The sequence below is a fragment of the Thermaurantimonas aggregans genome (assembly GCF_003851885.1).
Lineage (GTDB): Bacteria > Bacteroidota > Bacteroidia > Flavobacteriales > Schleiferiaceae > Thermaurantimonas > Thermaurantimonas aggregans.
Map to the genome: position 1 here is coordinate 24257 of NZ_BHZE01000018.1, position 16449 is coordinate 40705.

At 43.4% G+C, this 16449-nt stretch carries 13 protein-coding genes; 9 read left to right on the forward strand and 4 right to left on the reverse strand.

Features of this window, described 5'->3' with window-relative positions; translation table 11 throughout:
• The first annotated feature begins 38 nt into the window (after positions 1–38).
• A complete protein-coding gene (locus EIP89_RS08575) occupies positions 39–2225 on the forward strand; it encodes an LruC domain-containing protein (RefSeq protein ID WP_124398268.1) in 2187 nt (728 codons plus the stop codon).
• A 65-nt stretch (positions 2226–2290) separates the two neighbouring features.
• On the opposite strand, the gene EIP89_RS08580 is transcribed toward EIP89_RS08575, so the two are convergent.
• Positions 2291–3574, reverse strand: a complete 1284-nt coding sequence (locus tag EIP89_RS08580) for an acetyl-CoA hydrolase/transferase family protein (protein WP_174706047.1) — start codon at positions 3572–3574, stop codon at positions 2291–2293.
• Between the two features lie 109 nt (positions 3575–3683).
• Positions 3684–4622, reverse strand: a complete 939-nt coding sequence (locus EIP89_RS08585; RefSeq protein ID WP_124398270.1) for a glycosyltransferase — start codon at positions 4620–4622, stop codon at positions 3684–3686.
• 45 nt (positions 4623–4667) lie between these two features.
• Between EIP89_RS08585 and EIP89_RS08590 the strand changes: the two genes are divergently transcribed.
• From EIP89_RS08590 to EIP89_RS08625, 8 genes are all read left to right on the forward strand, one after another.
• Entirely contained in the window at positions 4668–5519 is an 852-nt protein-coding gene (locus tag EIP89_RS08590; protein ID WP_124398271.1) for an MBL fold metallo-hydrolase, read from the forward strand.
• A 13-nt stretch (positions 5520–5532) separates the two neighbouring features.
• Complete coding sequence (locus tag EIP89_RS08595; RefSeq protein ID WP_124398272.1) at positions 5533–6852, forward strand: oligosaccharide flippase family protein; 1320 nt, start codon at positions 5533–5535, stop codon at positions 6850–6852.
• Positions 6853–6909: 57 nt separating this feature from the next.
• The gene (locus EIP89_RS08600) at positions 6910–8262 is read left to right on the forward strand and encodes a sigma-54-dependent transcriptional regulator (RefSeq protein ID WP_124398273.1); all 1353 of its coding nucleotides are present in this window, start codon (positions 6910–6912) and stop codon (positions 8260–8262) included.
• A 10-nt stretch (positions 8263–8272) separates the two neighbouring features.
• The gene (locus tag EIP89_RS08605) at positions 8273–8608 is read left to right on the forward strand and encodes an Hpt domain-containing protein (RefSeq protein WP_124398274.1); all 336 of its coding nucleotides are present in this window, start codon (positions 8273–8275) and stop codon (positions 8606–8608) included.
• A 13-nt stretch (positions 8609–8621) separates the two neighbouring features.
• Complete coding sequence (locus EIP89_RS08610; protein ID WP_124398275.1) at positions 8622–8999, forward strand: response regulator; 378 nt, start codon at positions 8622–8624, stop codon at positions 8997–8999.
• A 27-nt stretch (positions 9000–9026) separates the two neighbouring features.
• Positions 9027–10262 carry a sugar transferase gene (locus tag EIP89_RS08615; protein WP_218019357.1) on the forward strand — a complete coding sequence of 412 codons (1236 nt, stop codon included), beginning with the start codon at positions 9027–9029 and terminating at the stop codon, positions 10260–10262.
• The gene (locus EIP89_RS08620) at positions 10255–10989 is read left to right on the forward strand and encodes a TolC family protein (protein ID WP_124398276.1); all 735 of its coding nucleotides are present in this window, start codon (positions 10255–10257) and stop codon (positions 10987–10989) included. Before EIP89_RS08615 ends, EIP89_RS08620 begins: the two co-directional genes overlap by 8 nt.
• An 89-nt stretch (positions 10990–11078) precedes the next feature.
• Positions 11079–13187: a GumC family protein gene (locus EIP89_RS08625; protein WP_124398277.1), complete on the forward strand. Its 2109-nt coding sequence runs from the start codon at positions 11079–11081 to the stop codon at positions 13185–13187.
• Between the two features lie 16 nt (positions 13188–13203).
• Here EIP89_RS08625 and EIP89_RS08630 read toward each other — a convergent pair whose 3' ends face one another.
• Positions 13204–14061, reverse strand: coding sequence for a DUF4249 family protein (locus EIP89_RS08630; RefSeq protein ID WP_124398278.1), 858 nt, complete (start codon positions 14059–14061; stop codon positions 13204–13206).
• 6 nt (positions 14062–14067) lie between these two features.
• Positions 14068–16422 (reverse strand): TonB-dependent receptor, encoded by a 2355-nt coding sequence (locus EIP89_RS08635; RefSeq protein WP_124398279.1) that lies wholly within the window; start codon positions 16420–16422, stop codon positions 14068–14070.
• Positions 16423–16449: the final 27 nt, after the last annotated feature.

Below are 16449 nucleotides of genomic sequence, written 5' to 3' on the forward strand. Positions count from 1 at the left end.
AGTTTCGAAAATATGTGGAAAGGAATACCACGTGCATCATGAAAAAATTTGTTCAATTAACAGCCATTATCATCATTTCACTGAACATTTTTAATCAGTGTAAGAAAGATAACAAAACAGACATAGACCCACCTTCTTCAGTTACATCAATGAAAGAACTCAAAGTTCCTGAAGGTTTTGATTTTTCGGCTACCAAAGAAATCGAATTCATTGCTACAATCGACGACGAGATGTTTGGCAACAATAAGTATAAAGTAGAACTTTTCGACCGCTTCCCCAGCGCAGGTACATCGCCAAAAGCCGTTGTGATTGTGGCGAAGAATGAAACAAAAACCGTTAAAGCCAAAGTAAATCGAGCTTTAAAAGAGGCCTATGTAGTAGTTAATTACCCGAATGGCATTCGCGACATGCGTGTAGCTACGGTGCATGAGGGTAAAGTCAATTTCACCTTTAAAAAACTTGGTCGCCCTCAACGCAAAACACAGATCAACCCAAATGGCTGCACAGGCTGCACTATTACGCTCAACAATCAAAGCAATTACAACGGAAATTTCTGGAACAATGAGATTATCTGTATCACAGGTAATTTCACTGGTGGATTTAACATCGGTGGCAACGTGCAAGTGCGCATTTGCTCGGGTGCTGCTGTGAATTTTTCTTACTTCAATGCCAGCTCTAATGCATCTCTTGAAATCAACCCGGGAGCTACCGTTACAGCGAGCAACATCAATTTCAATGGAAACACATCCGCCTTTCGCAACTGGAGCAATAATGTAAACATTACTTCAAGTTTTTCACCTAACGGAAAGGTCTACAATCAGGGTATCCTCACCATCAACGGCCAATTTAACTGCAACTCTGGATCTGATATCGTAAACTACGGAGAAATAAACGTTACCTCCAACATCAATATCAACAACAAATTCCTCAACCATGGCAAGGTCGCCTCAGGCAATACCATTCACTTCAACAGCTCTTCTGATGTGACCAACTATTGCTCCATGACAGCTAACAACAATTTCCACTTCAACGGCAAACTGGAAAACTGCTCATACATGCGCTGCAACAACGAATTGTACGTGAACTCAAGCAGCAACATCATTCTCTATGACGGGGCCATGATCAAAGGAGGTACCGGAAACACTTACTTTAACAAAGTGATTCAGGCCTATGGAACTACTTCAAGCATCGTAATTCCTGGCCCGCTTACCATAAACAGTTCGGGGGGCATAGCCGGTAATGTGGAACTTTGTGCCAACAATATTGTGGCTAACAATGGTGCTATCGTACCGCCAGCCAGCATCGGTTGTAACAACTTCATCCCTACTTCACCTTGTAATCCCGAGGGCTTTGGCACACCAGCTATCGCTGATGCCGACGGCGATGGCGTGCCCGACAACATCGACGAATATCCCAACGATCCACTTCGCGCATACAATCTCTATTATCCTTCTCAAACTGGTTACGTAACTTGGGCTTTCGAAGACCTATGGCCAGCTTACGGTGACTTTGACTTTAATGACCTTGTCCTCCACGCTAGAACCAAAACTGTGCTCAACGCCAATATGAGTGCTGTTGAAATGTTTGTGAACTACAAGGTGGTAGCCATAGGAGCCTCTCAACGCAATGCTTTCGGTATCCAATTCGACTTTGCTCCCTCTGCCATTCAATCAGTCAGCGGACAGTTATTGAACGGCTTTACAAACAATGCTCCTAATGGCACTGAGCTTGGTCAAAACAAGGCAGTGGTAATCTTTTTTGACAATGCTTTCACAGCATTACCCAATCCAGGTTCTCCCTTCGTTAACACTGTTCCGAGCCAAACGTTTGTAGCTCCAATTGAGCGCCAGATAACTATCAATTTTGCTACACCCATTCCGATTCTAAACTTTGGTGATATCAACCCATTCATCGTCGTAAACCAAAATCGTGGACGTGAGGTACATCTTGCGGGATATGCGCCTACTAGCCTGGCTAATACAGCCCTCTTTGGCACTATCGACGACAATACCGGAACAGTTGGATTTCTTAACTACACCAGTAAAACCGGCCTGCCGTGGGCGATCGAAATTCCTGAGATTTGGCAGTATCCCATTGAAAAAGAAGATATAGTAAATGTGTACTATCAGTTTGTACCCTGGGCACAGAGTGGAGGTAATGTATACCCACTCTGGTATACCGACAATGGTAGTAATGTGAACACGGCTAAGGTCTATACCCCATAGAAACACAAAAGCCTTTTAAAAAAACCCGACGGTAAGTAGCCGGCGGGTTTTTTTTGGATGGATATTTAAGCGAGTTTTTTTAATTTAAACCGTTCAAAAATAGCCTTGTCAAGCATCTCTCTGTGGTCAGGGTGAGCAATGTCGCGAAGGGCTAATGCGCGCTGATGCAAATTTTTTCCATACAGGTAGGCTACTCCGTATTCAGTCACTACGTAGTGCACGTGTGCTCGAGTAGTAACTACACCAGCCCCTGGCCGCAGTGTAGGCACTATCTTACTCAGCCCCTTACCCGTAGTAGAACCAATTGCAATGATGGGTTTTCCACCTTCAGAAAGCGCAGCCCCGCGCATAAAATCCATCTGACCGCCTACACCTGAGAATTGATAGGTGCCAATTGAATCAGCACAAACCTGGCCTGTCAAGTCGATTTCAATAGCTGAATTGATGGATACCATTTTCGGATTTTGCCGTATCACTGCCCCATCATTCACATAGTTGGCTTCCAAAAAGCGAAACGATGGGTTATCATCCATAAAATCATACAACTCGCGACCTCCAATAGCAAAGGTGCTCACCACCTTACCTCGATGCTTCTTTTTGTACGCATTCGTGATTACACCTTTGCGCATCAGCTCCATTACCCCATTCGAAAACATTTCAGTATGTATGCCTAAATCTTTGTGATTCGTAAGAGCCATAAGCACGGCATCGGGTATACTGCCTATACCCATTTGTATAGTCGAGCGATCATCGATTAAGGCTGCAATGTGATGCGCGATTTTTATTTCACATTCGCCTATTTCTTTTCGGTAGTCAACTTCAGGTAGTTCGTCTTCGCACCACACAGCCATGTGAATGTCTTTTGAGTGAATGATGCCATCGCCATGTGTTCGTGGCATTTTTGGATTTACCTGTGCAATCACCATTTTAGCATGTCGAACGGCTGATCGAGCCACATCTATACTGGTACCCAACGAGCAAAAGCCGTGTTTATCGGGAGGTGATACGTGGATAAAGGCAACATCGATCGGCAGGATGCCCATTTCAAACAAGCGGCTTATCTCGCTCAAGAAGATGGGTATATAATCTCCATTTGAGCTATTGACTGCCTGGCGAATGTTGGCCGATACAAAAAGAGAGTTGATGTAAAAATGCCCTTCCATCTCAGGGGCAGCAAGGGGCATTTCGCCCAGAGTAGATATGCTGATGAGTTCTACGTTTTCAAGTTCATTTTTGCGAGCAGCTAGTGCCTTTATAAGTGTTTGGGGAGTGGCAGCACTGCCGTGTAAAAAAACTCTTTGCCCTGATTTAACGACTGATACAGCCTCAGCTGGCGATACATATCTCATTGTAATGTATGTTAAGTTGCATTAACAAAAGTATTCGCTCAAGTAAGGTACAAAACTGATTTTTCTAAGTTTTTTGCGGTTTAACACTGCATTGGGCAAGGAAAAAAGGCTATTTGATCAAGGTGTAATTTTTAAAACCGAAAAGCGTTTTCCCGCCCAAAAAGCGGTTTTCCAGAAAAGAAAGCAGTTTGTATTTGAAGCGTTCGTGCTTGTGAAGAGCCGGATTTGGCTTGTCGTAGATGTTTGGTTTTTCCGGTGAGTTCATAAAAGCGTGAATGCGCTCGCGCATCACCGCTGGATGAGTTCCCTCAAAGACAGGCACATCAGCAATCCTGCCGTAATTAAAGGCTTGGGAGATTCTATTGTTGCCCGTGTAGGTTGCGTGGGCATCTTGCACCTTTCGCAGCTGAATGTTTGCTTTTTTTACATGTCCATAATGAAAAACACGCACATCAGAGCGCACTATGCGCAGCTTTCGCGACTGCGACTTCGACATATAATCAGTAGCTGAAGTAGGAGTTTTAAGATAATATCGGAAGCTCTGTGCATCGCGCCAAGAGTGAATTTGTGGTAGGTTTCTAATCAGGCGAATTTCTTCTTTGTACCAAGCATGAGACCGATGTATATGTTCATAATCACCCCAAAAGTGGAAAAATTGCACCAAAATGCCCTCTGCTTCTGAAATAGACTGGGCTTCATTAAGAATTTGAAGCAGTTTTGGTAAGTCGTCTTCGTGGTACACTTCATCGCCTTGAACATAAAGTAGCCAATCGCCAGTACAATGTATTTTAGCGATATCGGTCTGTCGGGCGTACTCAGTATTTTTTGGAAATTCAGAAACTTTCCAATCGGTGTGGATAATTTTTATTTTCTCAGAATGTAACGATTGTAATATTTCCAGAGTAGTGTCGTCGCTTATAGCCAGAGCAATTACAAATTCATCTACTATCGGTAAAACAGATAATATGGATTCAACAAAAGGTAAGTCGTAATACACGGCATTGCGCAGAAAAGAAAATGCGGATATTTTAAAAGTGTTGGCTGTCATCGATGAACCTTAAGACTAATTTTACGGCAAATTTTGTTTTAGGTTATGTATTTACACGTTATAAATACAGGAAATTTTAAGCTCGACGGGGGCGCCATGTTTGGCGTAGTACCTAAAAGTTTGTGGATCAAAGTGTATCCGTCGGATGAAAACAACATGTGCTCATGGGCTATGCGTTGCTTACTGGTAGAAGATGGGGATCGACTCATCCTCATCGACACCGGCATTGGCGACAAACAGGATGAAAAGTTTTTCAGCTTTTATTATCTGCACGGTGAGGATACTTTATTGGGTAGTATTCGCCGAGCCGGTTTTTCGCCTGATGATATTACAGATGTTGTTCTTACACATCTTCATTTCGATCATTGTGGTGGCGCTGTTCGCCGTCGTGCTGACGGTAAGGGCTTCGAGCCCACATTCAGCAATGCAGTTTATTGGATACACGAGCGGCATCTTGAATGGGCTTTAAATCCCAATGCCCGAGAAAGAGCCTCCTTTCTGAAAGAAAACATTCAACCACTCGTTGACAGCGGACAGCTCACCCTGCTGTCACTACCTGCTGGGCGCAGTACTACACCATTGGGAATTGAAATGTATGTAGCAAATGGTCACACCGAGGCTCAGATACTTCCAATTATCAAAACACCTGAAGGCACTGTCTTTTACATGGGCGATCTTTTGCCATCCTCTTATCACATACCCATGCCATGGGTAATGGCCTACGATGTGCGACCTCTACTCACCATGCAAGAGAAAGCCGAAGTGCTACAAATGGCTTTAGAAGAAAACATGATTCTCTTTTTCGAACACGACGCTTATACCGAAACAGCCTTGGTCGAACAGACCGAAAAAGGCATACGCGTGAAGTCGCGTCACCGACTCAGGGATTTCATGTAACATCCTTTTCCGAATGAGAAAACTTGTGCAAAAACTCTACAGCAGCAATAAGCTGATGAGTCTGCTGGGCAATGGTTCAGCTGCAGTGCTCGGCTTGGTGAGTTTTGGTTTGCTGGCAAGGGCACTTGAGCGCACAGAGTTGGGTATTTGGGTCTTCTTTATGACCGTATTTACCCTCTTCGACATGGTAAGAAGTGGGTTGCTCAGCAATGCTTTAATAAAACGCATTGGCGAGAGTGACACGGAGGAGGAAAAACATGCCTTCACCGGTGCAGCCTGGCGTTTTGGCTTGTGGATTTCAGCTGGAGTATCCATTCCCATCAGTGTGTTCTTTCTTGTTTTTCAAAAGCACTTTTCTCCGGAATTAGTCTTCGTGGGCAAGTGGTTTTGGCTAGTGTCAATTGTAAGCCAACCAAACACCATGGCGATGTGGCTACTGAATGCCTACAACCGTTTCGACCGACTTTTCTGGACGCGAAGTATATCCCAGTTTATCTATTTTTTGGGGTGCTTGATAAATTACTATACACGCACCGGCCTCGAACTCATACTTTGGTCATACGTAGGTGGTTGGTTAGTGGCTGGAATGTTTACTTCAGCCAGTGAATGGAATGGAATTAAGCACTTTGCTAAAGGCACAGGGCAGCATATTCGATCATTGTACGATTTTGGTAAATACAGCATGGGCACCCTTTTAGGCAGTAATCTCTTGAAAAGTACAGATACTTTTTTGCTGATGTTTTTTATGGGGCCTGCTCCCGTAGCTCGATACAATGTACCTGAACGACTTCTTGGCTTGCTCGATATTCCCATTCGCTCGCTGGTTTCTACGGCTTACCCCAAGCTTATAGCTGTGCGCAAACAACAAGGCGAAGCTGCCTTTCTGCCGGAATACGAAGTGCAAACGGGATTGCTGTTTCTCATTGTACTACCAGTGGCGATAGCTACTTTGATTTTTTCGGATTGGCTAGTCATTGCACTAGCAGGCAAGGAATATCTCGACGCGTCTATTTTGTTGAAAATTTTCGCCATTTATACTGCGCTTATTCCTCTTGATCGATTGAGTGGGATTGCCCTGGAAGTTTTTGATTTACAAAGGTTAAACTTCTATAAAGTGATGCTTATGGCAGCTGTGAATGTGGTAGGTGATGTTATTGCCATCAAGGTTTTTGACAGTGTGACCGGTGTAGCGATGGTTTCGATCATCACTTACGGCAGTGGCATTGTGTTCGGTTATTACTTCTTAAGGAATAAAATTCCCTTCAGGCCAGTGAAGGTTTTAGAATCAGGATTTTTAGAACTGTTTTCTGTTCTGAAAAGTTTCAAAAAATAATTTGTACGATACTAAAAAATTTTCCATTTTTGAAACACTTTTCCACAAAATGATTAAATGAGCGCATTTAAGATTTTTTTAGTCGAAGACGATGAGTTTTACGGTAAACTGCTCAAGCATCATTTGTCTTTAAATCCAGATTATGAGGTAGAATTGTTTACTTCAGGAAGAGAACTTTTAGAAAATCTCTACAAAAAGCCCAACGTTATAAGCCTCGATTACACCTTACCTGATATGAGTGGTGCGAACGTATTGAGAGACATAAAAAAGCAATACCCCGAGATACCCGTTATTATCGTCTCAGGTCAAGAGGATATTACTACGGCTGTTACCTTATTGAAAGAAGGCGCATACGACTACATCGTAAAAGACAAAGACACTAAAGAGCGCATTTGGAATGTCGTAAAACACATCCGCGAAAATGCTAAGCTCAAAGACGAAATTGACCGCCTGCGCGAAGAAGTAAATCAGAAATACGACTTCTCTAACATAAAGGGCAATAGCCCAGCCATTAAACGCGTATTTAAACTGATAGAAAAGGCAAGTCAATCCAATATCACCGTGAGTATATGCGGTGAGACTGGAACCGGAAAAGAATTGGTCGCTAAAGCTATACACTACAACAGCGCTCGCCGTAAAAAGCCCTTTGTAGCCGTAAATATCGCAGCCATACCCAAAGATTTGATTGAAAGTGAGCTCTTTGGTCATGAAAAAGGTTCTTTCACAGGGGCGATAAATCGACGAATCGGGAAATTTGAGGAAGCTAATGGAGGAACAATTTTCCTGGACGAGATAGGTGAGATGGAACTACATCTGCAGGCAAAACTGCTAAGGGTATTACAGGAAAAAGAAGTAACCCGTATCGGCAGCAATACTCCTGTAAAAATCGATGCGCGCATCATCTCAGCCACACATCGCAACCTCCAGGAAGAAGTTAAAGCCGGAAGATTCAGAGAAGACTTGTACTACCGGTTAATTGGCTTGCCGATCGAATTGCCTCCTCTCCGCGAACGCGGTAATGATATACTTATTTTAGCCAAGCATTTTGCCGATGAGTTTGCTAAGGAAAACAAAATGGAAAAAGTAGTTTTCACGCCCGAAGCTCAAGAAAAACTCCTCAGATACCATTGGCCGGGAAATGTTCGTGAATTAAAAGCGATCATAGAGTTAGCGGTAGTGATGTCTGACGATGGAAAAATTACTGAAGAAAACATCAACTTTACAAACTCAAACAACAACATTCAGGACTTATTACACGAGTCGGGCACATTGCGCGACTTCACCAATAAGATCATTCAGTACTACCTCGAAAAATACGACAACAATGTTTTAGAGGTAGCCAAGCGATTAGATATTGGCAAGTCCACAATTTACAGATTGATTAAAAACAAAGAAATAATCCTCAAATAAACATTCACCAATGGGAAATTTATTTAGCTTACGACAATTGGAAGAACTCTCTGGCGGAATGTCAGAGTTCGTCGATTCTATGATTGAAACCTTTCTGGAACATACACCAACGCAACTAAATGATTTAGTAAAGGCCTTTAAAGAAGGTCGTTGGGTAGATATGGGCAACCTTGCACACAAAATCAAACCATCAATCGATCTCTTTGAGATTCCAGGCATTCAGCAAACCATTCGCGATGTAGAGAAAATCGGAAAGTCAGGTGCGCCTACTCCTGATTTAGAATCGAAAGTAATGGAAGTTCAGAATGTACTCAACGAGGTTTTCAAACAACTGAGAAACCGGTAAATGCCTGAGAAGTATGTCAAAAAAACAAGTTCTAATAATAGACGACCAGCCAGTAATGCGAAAGCTGCTCGAACAGTTTCTAAAAGACAAATACGAAGTGATCGCTCTTGAAAATGGCCGGGAAGCTCTCGAGTGGATGTACGATGGCAACATACCTGATGTGGTGATCGCCGACCTCAATATGCCTGAGATCGATGGGTTTGAATACATCAAACGCGTGCGTGAAAGTGCCTTTTTTCAGGACATTCCCTTAATTGTACTCTCAGGCGAAGACTCCTCGGCTGAGCGCATAAAATGCCTAAAACTGGGGGCTAATGATTATCTGATCAAACCCTTCAACCCTGAGGAACTGGCTCTGCGCATAAATAACCTGGTACGCATCCGCTCTTAAAAACCCGATACCTTTAATTCTTACATCATGCAGTCTGACATAAAAGCCCCCGATCAGCCAATACAGTCAGAAGCGCCTACCCCAAGCGCATCTACTTCTAGTCCAAAGCGCAAAATCATTTACATCGGAGAAGATCCCCAAGTTTTAGAAGCATTTAATAATCGAGAGGATGTCGAATTTATTTCCTTTAAAAACGCTGTACAATTTGATAACTATGTTACAAAGAACGACTGCAATCCAGATTTGATCATATGCGAGAAGTCACTCAAAGGCATGAATGGCTTTGAGCTGTTTAAGTTTTACAAAGATTTTATTCTGTCTAAATCCGTTCCCTTTGTCATAGTAGACTACCACTTTGGCAACTACACAAAACGACTTTTTTTAAAGGAAAAAGTCACCGATATCTATCAAAAACCGCTGGATCCAGACATGGTCATCGAGCGAATAGACTTTTTAAAGAGCATAGAACTCGCCCAAAAGAATAAAATTTTTCACATTGCGCAGAAAGAGTACAAGATTCCTCTTGCAAAGCGCATTTTCGACATTGTATTTGCTTCTTTGGCACTCTTAATTACATCACCTATTCTCCTTTTAGCCATAATAGCTATTCGATTAGAATCAAAAGGGCCGGTATTTTACAAATCAAAACGCGTAGGTACAGGCTATAAGATTTTTGACTTCTACAAGTTGAGAACCATGTATGTAGATGCCGATAGGCGACTTAAAGAATTTCTGCACTTGAATCAGTACGCGCTTGAACAACAGCATGCAGCTGAAGCACAAGTAAATACGACTCAACCCAAGAAAAAATTTGGTTCTACCGTTACTCTCATTCACAAAGACGGTACACCCCTCTCTGAAGAGGAATATCGCGAATTAAAAAAACAAAGTACTGCCGGAACTTTTATCAAAATCAAAAACGACCCTCGTGTAACTAAAGTCGGCGCCTTCCTCCGAAATACCTCGATCGATGAGTTGCCTCAGCTCATTAATGTATTGAAAGGTGATATGTCGATTGTAGGCAACAGACCTCTGCCCCTGTACGAAGCTGAGCAACTGACATCAGACGACTGGAGCGAGCGCTTCCTGGCCCCAGCCGGTATTACTGGTCTTTGGCAAGTAGAAAAGAGAGGTAAATCGAATATGAGCGAAGAGGAGCGAAAAGCTCTAGATAATCAATACGCCAGAAATTTCTCTTTTTGGAACGATATAAAACTTATCCTTCGAACCATACCTGCTCTATTGCAAAAAGAAAATGTTTAGGAACTTCTTCATAATATTTTTCGTCATTGTTCATGTTGGCGCTTGGGCCCAAGCTGGCAACGGAAAAGCTCAAAGCAATGCCATGAACATGGATTCCCTTTTTGTAAATCTACTCGACTATTTGCCTCCAATTAATGAACTGATCGATACAGCCATAGCGCATTCGCCAGAAGTAAAGTACTGGCACGCTCAGGTAAAACTAAGAGAATATGAGGTAAGCTTAGCAAAAAAGGATTGGGCACGAGATATCTACGTTACAGGTCAATATCAGGGTGGTACACTGGGAGCTAATATTAATCCAGATGGTTCGGCTATATTACTTGGGTATCTCGTCGGGGCAGGGTTGCGAGTACCGCTCTCTACGGTGATAGGTCGCAAAGATCGCATCGGTGCGGCAGAAGCATGGCTGGAAAGTACCATTGCTAAAAAAGAAGAAGCTATTCGAAACATCCGAGAGTTGATCTTTAACGAATACCAAAAGTTGCTGATGATTCAGCGCAAAATCTCCATCCTCGCTGAGACCAATGAATCTACTTCGCTTATTATGGAGATGGCCGAAGAACGCTTTCGGCAAGGGGAGTTAACCTTGGATCAATTGGGAACAAACACCGAATTAAAAACGAAATACAGCCTGATTTACGAAGAACTTCGCACCGAATTTTTTAATACTTATTCACAACTCGAACGCCTCGTAGGTATTCCATTTTCAAAATTTGAGAAGCATTAATGACGCTGATAAAATTTCTAAGACTGTTTAACAGGAACTTTAAGTACCTGATAGCGAGCTCTATGTTGCTTGCAGTCTTAGTATTTCTGATGGTCAGGAGCAAACCTAAAGAATACGAATCTGAAACCGAAATTTTTACAGGTATCGCTTCTGGTCTCAATCTCACAAACGTCGATCGCACAAATGTTGACTTCTTCGCCACTGCCAATGCGTATGACAACTTGCTGAACATCATCAAATCGCGGCAAACGCTGGAAGAAACCGGAGAAGAGCTTTTAGCCCTTCACATATCACTAGATGGTCCTACGGCCGAAATCATCGGCGATGAAGCTTGGAATCAAATGATGGAACTGCTCACACCTGAGCTGTACAACGAATTGAAAAGTCCTAAGGGTATAGATTCTTGCCTGGCCAACATACGAAATTGGAAAACAAAAAACTACAACACGTTTAGAGGAAAAATCATTTTCAATCAAGAGGAATCGCCCTACAGTTTCAAAGCCATTAGTAAAATAAGTGTTACTCGCATTCAAAATTCTGACCTCATTAACATCAAATACAAATACACCGACCCGGGCATTTGTAAATCGACCTTAGAGATTCTTTCAAAAGTCTTTATTCGCAGGATGTATGAAATAAAAGCCAGCCAGAGCAACAATGCGGTGGAATATTTCAGAAAACAAGTGGCCATAGCCCGTGAAGAGCTCAATGCAGCTGAAGAACGCCTGAAACAATTCCGAATCCAAAACAACATTATCAACTACGGTGAGCAAACAAAGAGTATTGCCACCATGAAAGAGCAGATGGAGGACGAATTCCAAAAGGAGTTGGCCGTTAGAGCCTCTAACAAATCTGCCCTTGAAAAACTGGAATCACAGTTGGCCGTAAACAAACAGTTGATCAAATTTTCAGATGAGCTACTTGAAAAGAGGCGTGAACTGGCCAAAATTCAGGCTCAGATCACCACAATGGAAATCTATTACAACGATCTTTCGACCATCAATACCCTTAGGCGCAAAGCTCAGGAGTTGCGGGCTGAGCTCTCCGATTTGTTAACCAAGCGCTATCAATTCTCCCGCACTACCGAAGGGGTACCCAATCAAGCATTACTCGAGGAATGGCTCAAGTACACGCTCGCCTTAGATGAAAGTGAGGCCCGCTTGCGAATCTTCGATGAACGGAGGCGATATTTCGAGAAGCTCTACAACGAATTTGCCCCATTGGGCTCATTATTAGCGCGATATGAAAGAGAAATCGGCGTAGCTGAAAAAAACTACCTCGAACTCTTACATTCGCTTAACCAGGCCATCATGCGCCAACAGAGCGATATGATTTCGGCCGGCGGATTGGTGGTATCAGTGCCACCCTATTTCCCACTTAAGCCACTTCCTTCGAAAACGGCTGTGATGGTAGCTGCCGCAGGCGTTGTGGGTTTTATGTTGCCTCTTATCGTTCTTGTATTGCTTGAGTTCTTTGACTCTACGCTGAAGAATCCAATTCGAGCTGAGAGTGTCGTGGGTAAAAAGTTGTTGGGTACCTATCCAACACTCAAATTGACCAAGGCCGACAGAGGGGTAGATTTGGAATGGGTGAAAAAACAAACCGTAGGCTTATCGCTTCAAACCATTCGATTAGAACAATATATCAAAAGTAAGCAAGTCTCCCGACCTTTTTTTATAGCCTTTTTGTCTACACGAGCTAAAGAAGGTCGCACGCTCATGATCCACGAGCTGGCCAATCGATTGGTGATGTTGCAATACCGCGTCCTGGTGCTCTTGCCCGATGATACCCCCGACCTTGATGACCCAGCCTTTTACGATCGAGTAGTGTACAAGAACGATAAGAGTTTTGAGGGGGCTAAACGCGTTGAAGACCTCTTGCCTGTTGGCTATTCAAGCAATTTGTACGATTACCTCTTTATGGAATTTCCCTCGTTGATGAATAATATGTACCCCATCAACGTTTCGATGCAGGCACACATGCATGTACTCGTAGCGCGTGCTAACCGCACATGGGTGAAGGCTGACGAATACTTACTAAGCGAATACTCCCGTAGTGTAAATACAGAAATACGACTACTCCTTAACAGAGTGAATATAGATGAGCTCGAGGTTGTACTTGGAGAGATACCCAAAGAGCGCAGCTACTTGCGCAAGCTTTTGAAGCGACTTGTAGTCGCAGAATTCAAAACAGCCTGATTTACAAGTCTTAAACTTAATCTTTTCGCCGTATACCTGCATACCGGATCGCGGAAGCTGAAAAATATCCCAGAGCATTCCGACCATCGGCGTAGTACACATTGCCGTGCACGGGTGCAGCAGGTGGGGCAAAAGCTCCGGCCGAACGAAACGTTTGGTCGAGTAATACGCGTAAATATTTGTCGTATCTGGCTGTAATAGAGGTAATTTCTATCCAAAAAGTGTCTTGGGGTTCGAGCAGTGTACCGAGTCGCACAGGCGGAATAGGTGCCTTACCGAAATGAAATCCATCAGCAAATTCGTCAGAAATTGTGAAGAAAACGTTTCTAAATATAGTGTCATTTTTCCATCTCCTAATTCGATAGATATCCCCTGCGCCTTCTGGTTCTTTAAAACCAATACAGGGTACATATCCCCCGCTGAAGGGAGGGCGTGGAGGTTGAAACTCTAAAAAGATGGAATCCAGTTCAAAAATTCGATTCAACCTTTCCGGTAGGGTATAATACAAACCCGCCTCTAGTCCTGTGGTATTGTTAGTCGGTATAGCGATTTCTAAGTGATAACTTCTGCCTACACGGCCAAAAAAAGGCAATTCATACCGTCCAGGCGCTGTATCTGATGGGAGCATCTGACCCACCAATTGTCCGTCTTCAAATAGGCGTACCTCTGCATCGGTCACGCGCGGTGTGGCTTGTTGTAAAAAGTAGGGCGCGGTAGTCGTAACATATACAAAGGCAGGTTCTGCATCGGTTACGCGACCATTAACTACCAAGATAGGTGGGTTTTCAGGCGCTTTTAAGTCAATGGGGTCTTCGCAGGCACTGGTGAGCAAAAAACCAGTTAAAACACTGTATATCAAAAATCTCTCTTTCATGTTCGATCAAAACTTAAAGTTATAGGTGACATAAGGGATAATACTGCCTAAAATGGCTAAACGGATGGCCTCTGTCTGATTGGGCTGATCTTCTACCTCGCGCAGATAGACCGAAAAGGCATTTCTGCGATTATAGACGTTGTAAGCTCCAAAGCTCCAATACCCCTTCCACTTCTTTGTAAAATAGGACTTCGGAAAGTAGGTAGCTGAAATATCGAGACGGTGAAAATCGGGAATTCTGCCGTTGTTTCTCAAGGGATTGTAAGGTGCAATCAGTCCCTCGGTCTCAAATCGTCCGTAGGGAATGGTAAAAGGTCTTCCGGTTTGATATATAAATGTAAAACCTGTTTCCCAATGCTGATTCCATTGATAGTTGCCTACTATAGCTAAGTCGTGCGGACGGTCGAAGTTGGCTCTATACCAATTGCCTTGATTAATTGTAGCTCCTGGTAGGTTGCCGCGTACCAGGCGTTCAGACCGCGAAAGTGTGTAGGCTATCCATCCTGTTAATTTGCCAGAATTTTTTCGGATGAGCAACTCCATTCCATAAGCACGGCCGAGGCCTGAAACGAGCTGTGTCTCAATCCGCTCGTTGAAAAACAGGTCAGCGCCATCGCGGTAGTCTACCAGATTGCGCATGTCTTTGTAAAAAACTTCTATCGAGGTTTCATACATATTGTTTTTGAAATTCCGGAAATATCCCACTGCTACTTGGTCGGCTGTGGCTGGCTGTATGTATCGGCCTGAAGGTCTCCACAGATCAATTGGCAAGGCAGATGTGGTGTTGCTGATCAGGTGGATGTATTGCCGCATGCGGTTGTAAGAGGCCTTGACCGACGATTCATCTGAAAGCAGGTAATTAACCCCTATACGTGGTTCTAATCCATTGGCATCGGTAAATTGTCGGATGATTTCTCCGTTTTTAAAAGGCACTACATCGATGATCTCCCCTTCCTGAGGAAAATCGGGATTGTTGTACAAAGCCAAATTGTAAGGACCAAGGTTGTAAAACATGGAATATCTGAGTCCGTACTGAACTGTAAATCGCGTAGCAGCTTTCCATTCAGCACTATAAAAGACCGAAGGTTCTACAGCGTATTCATTCTGAAGGCGCACAGGTATTGTGCCCGTTACATTGGCAGGCATAAAATCGTAGTAAATAACGTTGAAACCGAAATCTTCAGTTAACTTGTTGTTTCTGAAAAAAGTAAATTTTTGTCCGAAATTGTAATTGAGAATCTGTGATTGGAGTTTGAACGAAAATTCTTCCTCTTCAGGTGTACCAAAGCTGTAATCGTAGTTAGATGCTACAAAAGTGGTATTGCTGAACAAGCGATCGCTGATTACCCAATTCCAACGAACAGTACCGGTGATGTTTCCCCAATTAAAATTCACCAGATTTCGAATACCTAGCACATCGCGGCCAAAGTATCCGCTCAAATAGACGCGATGCCGGTCATTTATTCGATAGTTGATTTTGGTATTCAGGTCGTAGAAATACAGAATGTTGTTATTGATGTTTGAATCAGGCGAAAGGCGCAGAAACAAATCGGCATACGACCTTCGGCCTGATACCAGGTAGCTCGCCTTTTCTTTTACGATCGGTCCTTCAACCGTAAAGCGGCTGGAGAGTGTACCAATGCCCCCTACCGTTGAGAAGCGCTGATCATTGCCCTCGCGCTGCCTAATATCAACTACCGACGAGAGTCGGCCGCCAAATTCAGCCGGAATACCTCCTTTGTACACTTTTACATCTTTAGTAGCATCAGCATTGATGATCGAGAAGAATCCGAAGAGATGTGTCGAATTATACAGAGGGCTCTCGTCGAGCAGTACAAGGTTTTGGTCGATGTTTCCTCCGCGCACATTGAAGCCGTTTGCCCCTTCGCCTACCGTAGTAATACCAGGCATTAAGGTAAGGGTGCGGATGATGTCAACTTCGCCGAGCAACTGAGGCACACGCGCTATTTCTTTTACATCGAGCTTGGTGGTACTCATTTCTACGGAAGTCACATTTTTATCGGCGCGTTCGGTGCTGACCACCACTTCGCCAAGTTGCTGAGCTTCCGGCTTCAAGCGAATATCTAATCGTGTATTTTGTATGAGATTGACTTCCCTTTTTTCGACATTATACCCAATGTATTGATATACAATTATATATTTTCCTGGAGGCAGATTTAAGGCATAGTATCCGTATTCGTTGGTAGCTGTGCCAGCCGATTTACCACTTTCGAAAATATTTACCCCTACAAGCGATTCTCCGTTACTCGCATCTTTTACGTAGCCGCTTAAGGTTACCTTTTTTTGTGCTGATAGGTTGGTTGCAAACACCGCCATTATCAGCACCAAGATTCTTTTCATGTACAGATGTTCTATTTTTTTGAATAA